Genomic DNA, 15,838 nt, shown 5'->3' with positions numbered 1-15,838 from the left:
CGAACCGGGAAAACATGCTCTGACGGGCTGCCTCTCAATAAATGGCAAACGGGTCAGAGCGGTAGTGGCAATCCTGACCACAGGATTGCCCTGATTGTTACTTATCAATAATCGTCGTCAAACGCCGGGCCGGCGTAGTTGTCGAACCGGGAGAACTGACCCTGGAAGGTGAGACGCACCCGGCCGATGGGGCCGTTACGCTGCTTGCCGATAATGATCTCGGCAATCCCCTTGTCAGGGCTGTCATCGTGATAAACCTCATCACGATAGATAAACATGATCAAGTCCGCATCCTGCTCGATGGAGCCCGATTCACGAAGGTCCGAGTTGACCGGGCGCTTGTCGGCGCGCTGTTCCAAGCTTCGGTTGAGCTGGGAGAGCGCCACCACCGGGCACTGCAGCTCTTTCGCCAGCGCCTTGAGGGAGCGGGAGATTTCACCGATCTCCAGAGTCCGGTTGTCGGAGAGGCTGGGAACCCGCATCAGCTGCAGGTAGTCCACCATGATCATGCTGATGCCGCCATTGTCCCGCGCCACCCGCCGAGCGCGGGAGCGCACTTCGGTCGGGGTCAGGCCGGAGGAGTCATCGATATACATCTTGCCCTTCTCGAGCAGCAACCCCATGGTGGAGGAGAGACGGGCCCAATCCTCGTCGTCGAGCTGACCGGTACGCACCTTGGTCTGGTCGATACGCCCCACGGAGGCGAGCATACGCATGATGATCTGCTCGGAGGGCATCTCCAGCGAGAAGATAAGCACCGGCTTGTCAGCGGTGAGGGCCGCATGCTCACAGAGGTTCATGGCAAAGGTGGTCTTGCCCATGGAGGGACGGGCGGCGACGATGACCAGATCCGAGCGCTGCAAACCGGCGGTCATCTTGTCCAGATCGTTGTAGCCACTGGAAACGCCGGTCACACCGTTGTGCGGGGTCTTGAACAGCTCTTCAATCTTGTCGACGGTCTGCTCGAGGATCAGCTTTAGCGGCTGGGGGCCTTCGTTGGCGCTGGTGCGCTGCTCGGCGATCTGGAATACCTTGCTCTCGGCCAGATCGAGCAGATCGTTGGAGGTACGGCCCTGCGGCTCGTAGCCCGCTTCGACGATCTCGTTGGCGACCGAGATCATCTCCCGCACTACCGCCCGCTCGCGCACGATTTCGGCGTAGGCGTTGATGTTGGCGGCACTCGGGGTGTTCTTGGCGATCTCCACCAGATAGGCGAAGCCACCTGCCTCCTCCAGCTGTTCGGAGCGCTCCAGCTCCTCCTGCAGGGTGATGAGGTCGATGGGGTTGCCCGCGTTGGAGAGGCGGGTCATGGCCTGGAAGATCAACCGGTGCGGACGGCTGTAGAAATCCTTGTCGATCACCCGCTCGGCGACCCGATCCCAGGCGTCGTTATCCAGCATCAGGCCGCCCAGTACGGACTGTTCGGCCTCAAAAGAGTGGGGGGGAACTTTCAGCTGTTGTGTCTTGGCGTCTTTTTTCGCCGTCACTTGCTCTGCCATACACATAAAAACCGCAGCGGGAAGGGGACGGGAATTTTACAAAAGAAAGCCAACTACGGCGAGCCCTATCTGGCGGCTCATACCATCATAAAGGGCCAGACCAGGGTCTGTTCGCTCTTGCTGCTTCTGGTTTTGCTGCGCATCTTGCGCTCTTTGCGGCTCAATCGTCTGCTTTTCATGCTGCACACTCCTGACATCGAGACCCACCCGAGGTGGTAATTCGTTCATGAATAATTCATGCCTGTCATGGTACTTATCGGCACAAGCTGCGACACATTTAGGGACAGGCAGCCTGCCATGCGCCTTGCTGAGCTTGCCTAAGCAGAGCATGCCCCAACTACAGACGAGAGTGAAAGAGTCAAAATGAAAAAGATGCTGACCCTGTTTGCCATGATCCTGGCCATCGGCCTGGGGGCACCGCACGCCGAGGCCAAGAAGTTTGGTGGCGGCAAATCCTTTGGCAAAAGTTACAAGACAGCGCCGGCACAGCCTGCGGCCAAACCGGTCGACAACAAGAACCCGACCCTGGGTTCCCAGACCCCGCCGAAAAAGAGCGGCATGATGGGTGGTCTGCTGGGCGGTCTGCTGGCCGGTGGCCTGTTTGCCTACCTGCTGGGCAGCGGCGCCTTTGAAGGTCTGCAAGGGATGGACTTCCTGCTGATCGCCCTGCTGGCACTGGGTGCCGTATTCCTGTTCCGGGCCATGCGCCGGGGCAAGATGGGAGCGCCACAACCGCAACAGACGGCCTATGCCGGCTATCAGCCACCGCAATCCGCTGCCCCGCAGCAGTTCGAGCAGAGCCACAGCGCACCGCAAGCCACCGGTTTTGCCGACAGCGATGTGCCGTTCCGCCTGCCGCCGGGCTTTGACATGAACGGCTTCCTGGCCGGTGCCCGCGACCACTACCGCACCCTGCAAGAGGCGTGGAACAAGAACGATCTGGAAAAAGTGCGTGAATACGTCAGCCCCGAGCTGTTCGAGCAGCTCAAGGCCGAGCGCGCCGAACTGACTGGCGACCAGCATACCGAAGTGATGTATGTGGATACCCAGCTGGTGCGCGCCGACTACGGCAGCGACTGGGCCCAGGTGAGCGTGCGCTTCAGCGGCCGCTACATGGACCGTCAGGAGCAGGTCGAAGAGGACATCAAAGAGGTGTGGCACCTCGAGCGCGATCTGGCGAAGAACAATGCCCCCTGGCATATCGTTGGTATCGAGCAGCTGTAATCGCAGCGTTCATGAAAAACCGCAGAGGCAGCCATCCGGCTGCCTCTTTTTTTGCTCACGCTATCGCCACAAAAATCGGCGGAAGGCTTGTCAGGGCCAACAAACGGATCTGGCAGAGCCTCTCTCCTGCCACCGGTTTGGTATAAGCCAAAGCAATGCCATTTAAGAAAAACCTATAAATTAAATTTATAGTGGCAGGATGCGCATCTCCTTGTGCCTTTAGCGCTGCCAGCGGCCCCTCAAAGGGATATGGCCGATCTCGCCAAGAGGTAGCAGAGCGGAAAACGTCGAGTGTGGGCGGCAGGATAAAGGGAAACGCGCCTTGTAGCAGGGATACCAAGCACCGGGCAGCCGGTGCCTAACCGGCTCAGGTCATCGCCACAAGATAAAAAAATCCCCGGGCAAGGCCCGGGGATCTGTTTGAATGGAGCCGCCAAGTGCGGCTCCTGTTATGACCATATGGCGATGCTTAGTTGCACCCTTCAGTTGGAGTAGTGGTGTTCAGATAGCTCACCTCGTTGGCCGGCTGATAGTCGGCAACGTTGATGGTCTTCTTGACCTCGATGTACTCCTTCAGCACGGCTGCATCGACCAGGCCGGCGTTGATGGTATCGATCTTCGGATAGCCATCGCCACCAGAGGCACTGAAGCTCGGGATGGCGAAGCTGTAAGTGGCTGCCGGGTCAAACGCCTTGCCACCGATGCTGGTGATATTCACGCTCTTGGCCTGGCAATCTACCGCCATATTGATGCCGCCAAACTGGGCGTAACCACCGGTGTTACGGGTTTTGGTAGCAACCTGGCCCAGATAGGTCGCCAGCTCGCTCCCCTTCATCACCGCCTTGTTGACCGTATTGCCAAAGGGGTGCACCAGCAGCACGCTGCGATAGGTAATGTCGCCGTCCGGGATGCTGTCACGCACACCGCCGGAGTTGACGATACCGAAGTCAACGCCCAGCTTGCCGGTGGTCGCCGTCGTGATCAGGCGGCCAAGGTTGGTCTGCTTGTTGCGCACCGAGTTGCGATCCCCCACCAGCAAGCCATCTGCCGAGCCAATGACGACATTCAGCTCTTGCTGACCCTTCTCCTGATAGGTGAGCAGGGTGTTGTAGAGCTCAGGATCCTTCACTATCTCGTCCTGCACGAACTGCATCTTGGCCGGGTCTTTGGTCACGACACCGTTGGCATCGATCGGCTCGCCCTTGGCGTTGCGCTTGATGAGGTTGACCGGGATCAGCTCATAGCTGGTCAGGGTCAGCTTGCCATTCTGGTAGTCAAACTGGGCACGACCCACATATTTGCCCCACTCATGGGCCTGCATGATCCAAGTGCCATTCTGCTGATCCGGCAGGCAGGCATCACCCGGCTTGAAGTTGGCGTACTTGTTCGCACTGCCCGGCTCCATGCAGACCGGATTCTGGGAGTGGCCGCCAATAATGGCATCCAGGGTGCCGGCTGGCAGCTTGCGAGCCATCTCCACATCGCCCGGCGCGTTGCTGCCGTGCTGGCCATCGGCATAGTGGCCCATGTGGGTGATGGCGAAGACCAGATTGGCCTCTTTCTTGGCACGGATCTGCTTGCCCAGCTTGGCCGCCTCCGTGGTCGGATCACGAAACTCCAGGGTTTTCACGTTGTCGGGATCCACCAGCTGGGCGGTATCCTCGGTGGTCAGGCCCAGCACGGCGACCTTGAGACCGTTCTCCAGCTTGAACACCTTGTAGGGGTCGAAGTAGTGCTTGCCACTCGCCTTGTCATAGATGTTGGCGGAGAGCATGGGGAACCTGGCCCACTTGCGCTGCTTCTCGATCACGCTGAGGGGGTTGTCGAATTCGTGGTTGCCCACCGCCATGGCGTCGTAGCGGATGCTGTTCATCGCCATGAAATCGGGTTCGGCATCCTGCAGATCCGACTCGGGCACCCCGGTATTCACGTCACCGCCGGAGAGCACCAGCACATTGCTGCCAGCTGCCTTGGCCTCGCTACGCAGCCGTTCGACCAGCGTCTTCTGGGCTGCCATGCCATATTCGTTTTCCGCGTTGTTCCAGAAACGGCCGTGGGTATCGTTGGTATGCAGAATGGTCAGTTTGCAGACATTTTCGGTGCAGGGTGCCACGCTGTCGTTTTTGGAGATATTGCAACCCGTCAGTGCCGCCAGCACGGCCAGGGCCACGCTGCCTTTGATAACGTTATTATTCATTTCCATATCACCTTGATTGTTTTGTTATTTAGTGACCCTATCCAGCAGGTCGGGCCCAAATATAACAAACAACGAAGAAGAAATTTTCATCAGCGACTCACAAATGTTGTTAATTGTGATCGACGGCCAAACTTACCCTTTGCTGCTGATTTTTAAATGCTTTTATTGAGGTGTTTCTCATTTGCAGCCATACCTGACCTAGCCCCACGAAACGCGGTTTTATGGCATACTCCCTCCCCCATGCCCGAGGAGTGTGTTGATGGCCAAGTACGACAAGATTTCCCCCGAGACCCAGCAGGAGGCGATGAAAATTGCCCGCGCCAACCAGAAGCCGGGGCAGACCAAGGAGCAGACCCAACTTATCGCCCAGGGGATCCAGAAAGGGATCGACGAGTATAAAAAGCAGATGAAGGCGCGGGCTCGCGAAGCCAGTCGCCAGAAGAAGCTGCAGACCAAAGCGAAACAGAACCAGCAAGCGCAGCAAGACGACGAACAGGATGAAGCCCTTGAGGTCATCGAGGTCACTCGCCACCATCCGCTGCCATGGGCCCTGCTGGCCGCCAGCTGGCTCGGCTTTGTCGCCGTCTGGTTGTGGCTGCGCTAAAGGCTGGCAAACCTTTGTCCGGGATCCGCTTCACAGAGCAGGGCCATCAGGCTGGTCAGGCTAATTGAAGGCTGATTAAATCCCGCCTCTGTCTGTTCCCAGCTCAAGCTGTTGCCAATCCAGACTGTCTGGTCATCTGTTTTCAGGAAATTCGTTATGAACCCCGCTCCGCTCTACCTGCTGGCCCCCTTTGTGCTCTTTCTGGTGACCATGCTGCTCTATCGCATCTCGCCGCTGCGGGCCGTTGCCGCCGGCACAGTGCGCTGGTTTATTCTGCCCGCCTTTACCCTCTTTATTCTGCTGATCATCATCAATGGCGCCGCCGATCCCGCCCTGCGCAATCCCGCCTTCCACTGGCTGATGCCGGGCCTTGGCTTTGCCCTGAGCCTGTTGCCGGGCCTGCCCAAGGCACTGGTGCCACGTCTGGCCATCAAGGAGGGGGCCTTTGCCGCACTCGGTCTGATGCTGATGAGCCTGGCCATGGTCTACTGACCGGCTGGCCGCTGACGCTGACATGACTCAAGGGGCGCTCTGTGACGAGCGTCCCTTGTGCAATCAATAACCTGCAGGCATCTTGGTGCAAGGATCGCCAGCCAGGAGGCCAGATGGAGAATCCGCCCGATTTCATGGCGCTATGGGACTATCAGGATCCCGTCGCCACTGCCCAGCGCTTCGATGCCCTGTTGCCCGCAGCGCGCGCCGACCAAGATTTGCAGCTCGAGCTGGAGCTGCTGACCCAGATTGCCCGCACCCACGCCCTGCAACACCAGCCAGAGCAAGCCAGACAGACCCTTGATGACGTAGAGAAGCGCCTCACCGGGACAACCCCCAGAGCCCGGGTCAGATTGCATATCGAGCGGGGCCGCCTGTTCCATGCCGCTGGCGATCAGAGTCAGGCCAAAGCGCAGTTTGAGCAGGCCTGGCAACAGGGACTCAAGAGCAAGGAGCTCTATCTCGCCATCGATGCCGCCCAGATGGTGGCCATGACGGTGCCGCCGCCAGAGCAGAGCCGCTGGCATCAGTTGGGGATGGAGCTGGCCGAGCGCAGCCCGGATGAGCGGGTGCGCAGCTGGCTACCCGCCATTTACCATAATCTGGGCTGGACCCTGTTCGAGCTGGGGCGATTTGAGGAGGCAAAAGCGCTGCAACAGAAGTGTCTGAGCTGGCATGAAGCACATCAGGAGCAGGGCAAGGCTTTTATCGCCCGCTGGAGTCTGGCCCGCCTGAGCCGGGCCATGGGTCTGCATCAACAAGCGATGGCAGAACTGACCCAGCTTAAAGCCGATATGAGCGAAGCCGGCGCTGCGGAAGATGGCGATCTGTTCGAGGAGCTGGGGGAGAATGCGCTGGCGCTGGATGATCCGGCGGCGGCCGAATACTTTGCCCGCGCCTGGTTTCTGCTCTCGCGCGATAGCTGGAGCAAGAGCCATGAGGCTGAGCGGCTGGCCAGGCTCAAACGCCTCGCCAAACTCTGAACGACACAAAAGAGAAGGGCGGCTCTCTGGCCGCCCTTCTCTTTTGGCAAGCTGGTTCAGGCCAGATTGGCCTCTTCCCACCCCTGCTTCTTGCGATAGATGGTGGAGGGGCTTATCTCCAGCAGCGCCGCCGCCTTGGGAATATTGCCGTCACAGCTGGCGATGGCCTGCTCTATCACCTCTTTTTCCACCAGCCAGAGCGGCCTGATCGGCCCGCCAACTGCGGGAGTGGTAGCTGTCGCTGCGGGTTGCTGGGTAGCTGTCGTTGCAACAGCCAGAGCCCGCACACCATTGAGGGGCGGCGGCAGGATATCCGGGCTGACCAGCTCCTTGTCATTGAGCACGACGATATTGCGCACCACGTTCTGCAGCTCGCGCACGTTGCCGGGCCAGGGGTAGTCGAGCAGCACCCGCGCCGCGGCGGCATCGAAGTCGCGAAAGCGCTTGTTCTCCTCCTTCGCATAGTTCTGCAGCAGGCTGCGGGCCAGCAGCAGAATATCTTCGCCCCGCTCCCTGAGCGGCGGCAGATAGAGGGGGATGACGTGGAGCCGGTAGTAGAGATCCTCGCGAAAACGACCCGCCTTCACTTCCAGCAGCGGATCCCGGTTGGTGGCACAGATAAAGCGCACATCCACGGTCTCCAGTTTGCCGCTGCCGACCCGCTGCAGGGTGCCGGTCTGGATAAAGCGCAGCAGCTTGCTCTGCAGGTCGAGATCCATCTCGCAGATCTCGTCGAGAAACAGGGTGCCACCGTCCGCCAGACTGGCAGCCCCTTTGCGATCGCCCTGGGCACCGGTGAAGGAGCCCTTCACATGGCCGAAGATCTCGCTCTCCATCAGATCGTGGGGAATGGCGGCACAGTTGAGGGCGATAAAGGGCTGCTCGCGGCGCGGGCTGCACTGGTGGATCGCCTCGGCGCACACCTCCTTGCCGGTACCGCTCTCGCCGGTGATAAAGACGGTCGCCTTGCTCGGCGCCGCGCTCTCGATGATGCGATAAACCGCCTGCATTGCCATGGAGGCACCGATAAAACCGAAGAAGGATTGCCGCTCGAAGTTCTCGCGATAGTGAGCAACCAGCGAGCTCAACTGCTGGTGTTTCAAGGCATTGCGGGCTGTGGCGCAGAGCCGCTTGCTGTCAAACGGTTTGGTCAGAAAGTCGAAGGCACCGAGACGCATCGCCTCCACCGCCACATCTACCGAGCCGTGGGCGGTGATCACCACCACGGCGCAGGGGAGCTGCTGTTCGGTGATCTGTTGCAGGATCTCCATGCCTGACATGTCGGGCAACTCAAGGTCAAGCAGCACCACCGGAGGGGGGCTCGTCAGCAACACCTCCAGCGCCTGCTGTCCGCAATCGGCCAGCACCACCTCATAGCCATCCTGGCGCAGGTACTGCTCATAAACTACCGCCAGACTCCGGGTATCTTCCACCAACAGGACACGGGGTGCGTTCTCAGCCACAGGATTGATCCTTGTTAATTGATTTTGTTCTTTATTTTTAGCGCTACCGCTGATATCCCATGCGCAATGCTCTCAGTTTATCCCGTGAAACGAGAGGATGCACAAGTAAAAACGGCCCCTTAAGGAGCCGTTTTCATCGATACAAAGGAATTACTTCTTGGCGTCTTCTGCAGCCGGCTTCTCGATAGCCAGCAGTTCGACGTCAAACACCAGCACGGCGTTAGCCGGGATGGAGCCTGCACCGTGCTCGCCGTAGGCCAGCTTGGATGGCAGGAAGAACTTGAACTTAGAGCCAACCGGCATCAGCTGTACACCTTCGGTCCAGCCCGGGATTACCTGGTTGAGCGGGAAGGTTGCCGGCTCGCCACGGTCTACGGAGCTGTCGAACTTGGTGCCATCGGTCAGAGTACCGGTGTAGTGAACCTTGACGATGTCGGTCGCTTTCGGCTTGGCGCCAGTGCCCATCTTCTCGACCTGATACTGCAGGCCGGATGCGGTGCTCTTCACGCCCTCTTTCTTGGCGTTGGCAGCCAGGAACTCTTCACCTTTCTTCAGATTCTCAACGGCATCTTTCTCGGCTTTGGCCTTGGTCAGCTCGTTGATCTTGGCGTCGTATTGCTGCAGTACTTTCTGGATCTCTTCGTCGGTCATCTTGGCTTCTTTGCCCAGACCATCGGTGACCCCTTTCAGGATGACGGCGTTGTCCAGCTTGATACCCAGCTCCTGCTGGCGCTCCAGGGTGTTGGCAATGTAGCGACCCATGGAGAGGCCGATGGCGTAACCGGATTGCTCTTCAAAGCTCTGCGCCTTGGTAGACGCTGCCGGTTTGCTGGCCTCTGCCTTCACCTCGGCGCTATTGGCAGCCGGCTTCTCGTCTTTTTGGCAAGCAGTCAGACCTACGGCAACCGCCGCAGCCAACAGGGACACCTTCAGAAATTTGTTCATCAGTTTCTCCAAACTCCAAATACCGCTCTCGGTTCCATCGTGAAATGAGAGGTTTATCGTGATAAGCGCCTTATACTAACGCCGTGATTGCAGGTAACAAAAGCGTGAGACATCAAAAATGATAAAAAGTGCCATTTATCTGCTAGGCCTCTGCCTCATGCTCACCGGCTGCGAGCAGAGTGCCCGACCAGACCGGCAACTTTCCCTCGCCAACTCGGGTCTGCTGGCCGCCGATCTGGCCAGTGACGGCAAGCAGGCCATCATCTCCAGCCTCGGCCAGGGGGTCGTGGTCTGGGATCTGGAGCAGAACCGCCAGCGCTGGCGCTGGAAACAATCCGACTCCCCCGATGATCTGGTCTCCATCGTCCGTTTTGCGCAAAGGGATAGTCACGCCGTGACCGCCACAGCCACCACCTTTGCCATCTGGCAGCTGCATAATGGCCAAGCGCAAGGCTACTACTCGCTTCCTGAATCCAGGCTGAGGGATATTGCCCTCTCGGCAGACGGACGCAATGTGCTGATCGGACGTGAAGATGGCAAAGCGGAGTGGGTCGACACCCAAACCGGACGGCGCTTGCAGTTTCTCGGTCACACCGAGCAGATCAATACGGTGGATCTCTCCGCTAACGGCCGCTACGCTCTGACCGGCGGCAACGACTACAGCGCCTATCTGTGGGATACCCGCAGCGGTCAGGTGGTCTGGCGCTTCAACCATGGTGGCCGGGTGGTCATGGCACGGCTGGAGCCGAGCGGTCGCTACGCCTTCACCGCCGACAGCAGCAGGGGCAGCATCTGGGATCTGAAAACAGGCAAAGAGATGAGCCAGCTGCAATTCGGGCACAGGTTCGAGGTCTACACCGGCGCCCGCTTCGCCAACGATGGCAAATGGCTCATCACCGGCGCTCCCTCCCGTCAGCTCTCGCTGTGGCAGGTGAGCGATGGCGCCCTGTTGCAGAGCTGGCTGGTTTCGCCCCATCCCAAGGTAAAACCGCCCAGTGCAGTGGTCTATGGCGTGGCTTTGCGCGACAATAGCCACCTTGTCAGCGCCAGCTCCAGTGGCCTGGCCGAAATCTGGACCATCAAGTAAGGACCCGCAGGCCCATGAGTCAGCATTTAAACGAACGCATCGAAACCCTGGAAACCCGTCTCGCCTATGCGGAGTACACCATAGAGCTGCTCAACGATGAGGTCACTACCCAGGGGCGCGAGCTCGACCGGCTCAAGCACCAGATCCAACTGCTGATCGACAAGCTCAAGAGCGTGCAACCGAGCCAGATCGCCAGCATGGCCGAAGAGACCCCACCTCCTCACTACTGATGAGCGCTCTCTGCCCGGCAAATGTTGTCCAATAAAAAACCCGCGATAAATCGCGGGTTTTTTATCATCGGCGTGGCCGTGATCAGTGGTGATGGCCCTTGCCACCACAACCGCCACCACCGCAGCACCCGCCATGACCATGGTCGTCGCCGTGGTCATGCTCGTGGCTGTGACCGGCACCGCCACAGCAACCGCCGTGAGCGTGCTCTTCGTCGTGGTCGTGGTCGTGACCGTGACCACCGCAGCAACCGCCATGGCCGTGATCGTGGTCATGACCATGGTCGTGACCGCAACCGCCGGCACCGTGAACGTGGCCGTGAGCCAGCTCTTCGGCAGTGGCAGCGCGCACGTCCTTGATCTCGACCTTGAAGCCCAGAGTCACGCCAGCCAGCGGATGGTTGCCATCTACCTTGACGAACTCTTCGGACACTTCAACCACGGTCACCGGACGATGGCCGTCGTCGGTTTCAGCCACGAAAGTATCCCCTTCGGAGACTTCCATGCCGTCGAACAGCTCGCCCGGCACGTCCTGCACCAGAGACTCGTCGTATTCGCCGTAGGCCTGGCTCGGGGTCAGGGTCACTTCGAAGGCTTCACCTACCGCACGACCTTCCAGCTCGGCTTCGAGGCCGGAAACCAGATAACGGGTGCCGTGCAGATAGACCAGCGGCTCTTTGCCGACAGTGCTGTCGATGACTTCACCGTGCTCGTCGGTGACTGTGTATTCCAGCGTAACCACGCTCAGAGGAGCTACTTTCATGTCAGGATCCTGCGGATAGAAAAAAACGGGCCCAGAATAACCTAAAAAGCGGGCCGCGCATATGCCATGCCCCGTCAGCGGGCGATGAAAAAATCGGCGATGCCACCAGTTTGAGCAACAACGCCCTGCACTCTTCAGGGCTATCAGGGACGAAATACGCCGATCACCTCTTCGGCTTCACGGGTTACCCGCTCCACCTGTTCCGGTGTCTGCGCCTGGGTATCACCGCACGCGACGCAGGTCACCTTCTCGACTCCATGCTCCATATACAGCATCATGTTGTCCAATTTGCCGCACGCCGGGCAAACCGCACCGGCAATGAAGCGTTTTTTACGTCTGGTTTCCATATTTGTTACCTCCAGGCAGCATCATATCAGGGTTTTTACATGCATCACGCCATCGAGTATCACCATTTTTCCTGTCACGGCCTGCAGGCTGGCAACCGCAAACGCACGCCGGTCGGACAACTGCTGCGGATCACCCGGGGTGCGGCGCTGCTGAGACTTGGCCAGCATGAACTCCTGCTGCCGGCTGGCAGCTGCTTCTGGCTCTGTGCCGATGCGTTGGCCGCCTTCAGCCCGCTCAGCGGTTGTGATTACGATCAGCTGAACGTCTCTTTGCGCGTGACCCAGCCGCAGCAGGCTGGCTGGCTGCAAGCCACGCCCCTGCTCGATGCCCTGCTCGACGCCCTTGCCCTGTGGCAACGGCCGCAAGAGTGGCAAGGGGCCTATGGCCACCGCCTGCAGGTGATCCTCGATGAGCTGCTGCAGTGCACCATCCAGTCACAGGATAATGAAGCGCTGCAGCAATGCTGGCAGGCTTTGGCCCTCGGCGAAGCACAAGCCCTGGCAGAGTGGCAGCAACGTGGCGATGCACCGCTGGCAGGAGAAGAGCTGCAACAACAGTGGCAACTGCTGCAGGCACTCAGACTGCTCAAGGGGGGGAGCAAGGCCTCTCAGGTCGCCAACAAACTGGGTTATGGCGATGAGGCCACACTGCAAGCTGCCTGCCAGCACTGGGGAGTGGTACAAGATTAGGGGGAATAGGGCCACCCGGAGCCAATGAGCTAAAATCTTGGCTGATTGAGTCCAGCTTTTTGCCAGATGGCCGTTAACAAAGGGGCCATCGCCCCCGCAATCCTTTATGCTAGAGGCCAGAAATGACAGCCACAGTTTCGACCAACAGGACACCTGCCATGACGAGCAAAGCCAATCAATCACAGGGCATGTTGCTGTTTCATCTCTCTGCCAAGCAATCTTTTGCCATCGGCACTCTCAAGGTGAAGGAGATAGTGCCCTATACCCAGCTGACGGCCATGCCCCACTCTCACCCCACCGTGCTGGGGGCAGCCAACATGCGCGGTTCCACCATTCCGGTGATCGACATGGCGATGGCGGTGGGCTATCGCCCCATCAGCAAGGAGGAGATGCCGCACTGCTTTATCATCATCACCGATTGCCGCCGCACTCTGGTCGGTTTTCTGGTGCGCGGTATCGACAAGATCACCGAGTGCAACTGGCGCGATATCGAGCCCCCTCCCGCTTCGCTGGGTCACAACGTCTTTGTGACCGGGGTAACCCGGGTCAACGATCAGCTGATCCAGCTGCTGGACGTCGAACTTATCCTGTCGCGGGTCTACCCCGATGACCCGAGCCACCTCTATCCGGTGCTGACCGATGTGCAGCGCGAACGGATCAAGCCGATGCGGATCCTGCTGGTGGATGACTCCTCCGTCGCCCGGCGCCAGCTGATGGCGGCGCTCGACTACATCAATATCCCCTATGAGGTGAGCACCAACGGCAAGGACGCGCTGGCCCTGATGCAGGAGCGGGCAAGCCAGAAAACACCGATCGACATTCTGGTGAGCGATATCGAGATGCCGGGACTCGATGGCTACGAGCTCGCCTTCGAGGTGCAAAGCGACAGCAAGCTGGCCGGAGCCTACATCATTCTGCACACCTCCCTCTCGAGCGAAATCAGTGTCGAACGTGCCCATCAGGTGGGCGCCCACGAGGCGCTGACCAAGTTTGAGGCCAACGAGCTGATCCAGGCCATGCTGCGCGGTGCCGAGCACCACGACAAACTGCTGGTCTGATCCCCATCCGGCGGGCAGCCCTGCTCGCCGGTTTGTCATCTTATTATCGCCGTAGCGGATCATCGCCATGCTCACAGAAAGCCACTTCCACGCCCCATGGTGGGCTCGCAATCCCCACCTGCAAACCATTCTGCCCAAATGGCTGCGCCGGACTCCGGCCCGATTTGTGGCCGAGCGCTTCGAACTGACTGACGGGGATTTTGTCGATCTCGCATGGAGCGGAGAAATCACGGCTGATACGCAGCCGCTGGTGGTGGTATTTCATGGTCTGGAGGGAAGCATCCACTCCCACTACGCCAAGGGGCTATTTGGCTATCTGCAACAACAGGGGATGGCGGCGGTACTGATGCACTTTCGCGGCTGCAGTGGCGAGCCAAACCGCCATCTGCAGGCCTATCACTCCGGCGCCATCGACGATGCCCAAGAGGTCATCGCCGAGCTGAGCCGGCGTTTTCCGGACAAGCCATTGATCGCCATCGGCTTTTCTCTGGGGGGCAATATGCTGGTCAATCTGCTGGCACGCGCCTGCCCTGCGGCGGTGAAGGCGGCGGTGGTGGTCTCGGCCCCGCTGCAACTGGCCAGCTGTGCCGAGCGGGTCAATCAGGGATTTTCCAAGGTCTATCAGAACTATCTGCTGCGCACCATGCGCCGTAACCTGTTGAACAAGATCAGTCAGCAGCAAAAAGCCAGCGAGCGCTGGCAACCGAAGCAAGTGAAAGACATAGCCACTCTGCGTGACTTTGACGAGCTGGTAACCGCGCCGCTGCACGGTTTTCACAGCGCCAGCCACTACTACCAGAGCTGCTCGGGGTTGCCGCTGCTGGACCAGATCCCCATCCCTACCCTGATCCTGCACGCCGCCGACGATCCCTTTATGTCCGATGCCGTCATCCCGCGCCCCGAGCAGCTCTCGCCCCATGTGCACTATGAATTGAGCCGCCGTGGCGGTCATGTCGGCTTCCTGCACGGCACTCCGTGGCGTCCCCGCTTCTGGCTGGACGAGCGGATCAGCCGCTGGATCGCCGAACAGAGTCAGGCCGCGACACAGAACTGATTGCGCCCCGACTCCTTGGCCCGATAGAGCGCCTGATCAGCCCGCTCCAGCAACTGGCTTGCACTTTCACCGGGCAGCAGTGTGGCAATCCCCTGACTCACCGTCACCCAGGAGGCGACATCAGAAGCCTGATGCTCCAGCTGCAGGCTGGCCATCCCCTCCTGCAGCCGCCGCGCCACCTCACGAGCCCCCAGCTGATCCGCATCCGGCAGCAACAGGACAAACTCCTCACCGCCATAACGGGCAACCAAATCTGACGGGGTACGAACCGAATGGGTGAGCGCAGTTGCCACCTCCTTGAGACATATATCTCCGGCCTGATGGCCATAGCGGTCGTTGAAACGCTTGAAGTAGTCCACATCGATAAGAATCAGTGAGAGAGGCATGCCGCTCTCACCGCTATGAGTGAGCCCCCGCTCCAGCTCGACATTGAAGTGACGCCGGTTGGCAACGCCGGTCAGCGGATCCTGCTTGGCCAGCCGGTCAAGACGGCGCAGCAGAACCAGATTCTCGTGTTCGCGCACGATCGCCAACTCGAACCAGCGGTTGAGCATTCGTCGTCCCACCTCCAGTGCAATAATGCCGAACAGCACGCCAAGCAGATAGATCTGGGGAAAATCGACCTTTAAAAAAAGCTCGATTCCCACGCCAGCAGTCAGCGGCCCCAAGAGATAGCCGTAAAACACCTTGCGATCGGGATAAAACGCGATGAGTGCCGCCAGCAGGTTGAGCCGCATGATCCCATGGGCATAACTGAGGCCGCCACGCAGCTCGACCTGGCCAAGGGTGTAAATATGCAGGGTCCAGACCCCCCCCCAGAGCACCATCACCAGCGCCGCTATCCGCAACCAGATGCGATCCTGCAGATGGTCACAAAACAGGCTGATAACAGGCAGCAACAACAATGCCACCATCACCAGGGCCAACTCACTCTGAAAACTCCATGGCAGCATGTGATCACTGGCAAGGCCTGCCTGACTGTAAACCTCATAGCGAATCGCCAGAAACAGCACCACCAGCCAGTTCAGCAGCCAGAACCACACCATGCCGCGACCAATGGCCTGCCGGCGCGCCTGATCCAGATGATCCGCCAGGGTTAACGGCGCACTGCGCTGCTCTTCAGACAACATCTCGGACTCCGGCGAAAAAAGTAGAAATTGGTTGCACTCGCGCAATTCAACACAACAATAGCTCGGTGGTTATAT

Annotated in this window: 16 protein-coding genes; 9 read left to right on the top strand and 7 right to left on the bottom strand. The window is 59.3% G+C overall.

The annotated features are described in order from the left end of the window. Positions 1-104: 104 nt before the first annotated feature. Entirely contained in the window at positions 105-1,499 is a 1,395-nt protein-coding gene (gene dnaB, locus AAHA41_RS09320; RefSeq protein ID WP_041210543.1) for a replicative DNA helicase, read from the bottom strand. 363 nt (positions 1,500-1,862) lie between these two features. Between dnaB and AAHA41_RS09315 the strand changes: the two genes are divergently transcribed. Continuing rightward, the gene (locus AAHA41_RS09315) at positions 1,863-2,723 is read left to right on the top strand and encodes a Tim44-like domain-containing protein (protein ID WP_323069009.1); all 861 of its coding nucleotides are present in this window, start codon (positions 1,863-1,865) and stop codon (positions 2,721-2,723) included. A 469-nt stretch (positions 2,724-3,192) separates the two neighbouring features. On the opposite strand, the gene ushA is transcribed toward AAHA41_RS09315, so the two are convergent. Further along, positions 3,193-4,920 carry a bifunctional UDP-sugar hydrolase/5'-nucleotidase UshA gene (gene ushA, locus AAHA41_RS09310; RefSeq protein WP_323069011.1) on the bottom strand — a complete coding sequence of 576 codons (1,728 nt, stop codon included), beginning with the start codon at positions 4,918-4,920 and terminating at the stop codon, positions 3,193-3,195. A gap of 259 nt (positions 4,921-5,179) precedes the next feature. On the opposite strand from ushA, the gene AAHA41_RS09305 reads away from it, so the two are divergent. The 3 genes from AAHA41_RS09305 to AAHA41_RS09295 all read left to right on the top strand — a co-directional run bounded on the left by AAHA41_RS09305 (position 5,180) and on the right by AAHA41_RS09295 (position 6,999). Beyond that, positions 5,180-5,524 (top strand): DUF2956 domain-containing protein, encoded by a 345-nt coding sequence (locus AAHA41_RS09305; protein WP_203975107.1) that lies wholly within the window; start codon positions 5,180-5,182, stop codon positions 5,522-5,524. Between the two features lie 156 nt (positions 5,525-5,680). After that, on the top strand, positions 5,681-6,016 hold the full coding sequence (locus AAHA41_RS09300; protein ID WP_323069012.1) for a hypothetical protein: 336 nt from the start codon (positions 5,681-5,683) through the stop codon (positions 6,014-6,016). Between the two features lie 113 nt (positions 6,017-6,129). Further along, positions 6,130-6,999, top strand: a complete 870-nt coding sequence (locus tag AAHA41_RS09295) for a tetratricopeptide repeat protein (RefSeq protein ID WP_323069013.1) — start codon at positions 6,130-6,132, stop codon at positions 6,997-6,999. A 56-nt stretch (positions 7,000-7,055) separates the two neighbouring features. Here the strand turns inward: AAHA41_RS09295 and AAHA41_RS09290 are convergent, their stop codons facing one another. Beyond that, on the bottom strand, positions 7,056-8,462 hold the full coding sequence (locus tag AAHA41_RS09290) for a sigma-54 dependent transcriptional regulator (protein ID WP_201963431.1): 1,407 nt from the start codon (positions 8,460-8,462) through the stop codon (positions 7,056-7,058). Between the two features lie 150 nt (positions 8,463-8,612). Further along, complete coding sequence (gene fkpA / locus AAHA41_RS09285; RefSeq protein WP_323069014.1) at positions 8,613-9,407, bottom strand: FKBP-type peptidyl-prolyl cis-trans isomerase; 795 nt, start codon at positions 9,405-9,407, stop codon at positions 8,613-8,615. Between the two features lie 118 nt (positions 9,408-9,525). On the opposite strand from fkpA, the gene AAHA41_RS09280 reads away from it, so the two are divergent. Beyond that, on the top strand, positions 9,526-10,494 hold the full coding sequence (locus AAHA41_RS09280) for a hypothetical protein (RefSeq protein WP_323069015.1): 969 nt from the start codon (positions 9,526-9,528) through the stop codon (positions 10,492-10,494). A gap of 14 nt (positions 10,495-10,508) precedes the next feature. Further along, on the top strand, positions 10,509-10,724 hold the full coding sequence (locus AAHA41_RS09275; RefSeq protein WP_033114612.1) for a SlyX family protein: 216 nt from the start codon (positions 10,509-10,511) through the stop codon (positions 10,722-10,724). An 82-nt stretch (positions 10,725-10,806) separates the two neighbouring features. On the opposite strand, the gene slyD is transcribed toward AAHA41_RS09275, so the two are convergent. Both slyD and AAHA41_RS09265 read right to left on the bottom strand, forming a co-directional pair. Continuing rightward, complete coding sequence (gene slyD / locus AAHA41_RS09270; protein ID WP_323069016.1) at positions 10,807-11,484, bottom strand: peptidylprolyl isomerase; 678 nt, start codon at positions 11,482-11,484, stop codon at positions 10,807-10,809. Between the two features lie 143 nt (positions 11,485-11,627). Further along, positions 11,628-11,831 (bottom strand): YheV family putative zinc ribbon protein, encoded by a 204-nt coding sequence (locus tag AAHA41_RS09265; protein ID WP_323069017.1) that lies wholly within the window; start codon positions 11,829-11,831, stop codon positions 11,628-11,630. Positions 11,832-11,870: 39 nt separating this feature from the next. Here AAHA41_RS09265 and AAHA41_RS09260 point away from each other — a divergent pair, with 39 nt between their 5' ends. The 3 genes from AAHA41_RS09260 (at position 11,871) to AAHA41_RS09250 (ending at position 14,633) form a co-directional block, all read left to right on the top strand. Next, positions 11,871-12,521, top strand: a complete 651-nt coding sequence (locus tag AAHA41_RS09260) for a hypothetical protein (RefSeq protein WP_323069018.1) — start codon at positions 11,871-11,873, stop codon at positions 12,519-12,521. 158 nt (positions 12,522-12,679) lie between these two features. Beyond that, the gene (locus AAHA41_RS09255) at positions 12,680-13,579 is read left to right on the top strand and encodes a chemotaxis protein (RefSeq protein WP_041210532.1); all 900 of its coding nucleotides are present in this window, start codon (positions 12,680-12,682) and stop codon (positions 13,577-13,579) included. A gap of 67 nt (positions 13,580-13,646) precedes the next feature. Beyond that, complete coding sequence (locus AAHA41_RS09250) at positions 13,647-14,633, top strand: hydrolase (RefSeq protein WP_323069020.1); 987 nt, start codon at positions 13,647-13,649, stop codon at positions 14,631-14,633. On the opposite strand, the gene AAHA41_RS09245 is transcribed toward AAHA41_RS09250, so the two are convergent. Then, positions 14,612-15,763 carry a membrane-associated sensor domain-containing protein gene (locus AAHA41_RS09245; protein WP_323069022.1) on the bottom strand — a complete coding sequence of 384 codons (1,152 nt, stop codon included), beginning with the start codon at positions 15,761-15,763 and terminating at the stop codon, positions 14,612-14,614. The genes AAHA41_RS09250 and AAHA41_RS09245 overlap by 22 nt on opposite strands. Positions 15,764-15,838 lie beyond the last annotated feature (75 nt).

It is taken from the genome of Aeromonas sp. SER, from assembly GCF_038739615.1.
GTDB classification, from domain to species: domain Bacteria; phylum Pseudomonadota; class Gammaproteobacteria; order Enterobacterales; family Aeromonadaceae; genus Aeromonas; species Aeromonas jandaei.
The sequence above is the reverse complement of the archived record's forward strand: the minus strand, read 5'-3'. Positions and strand labels throughout refer to the sequence as shown.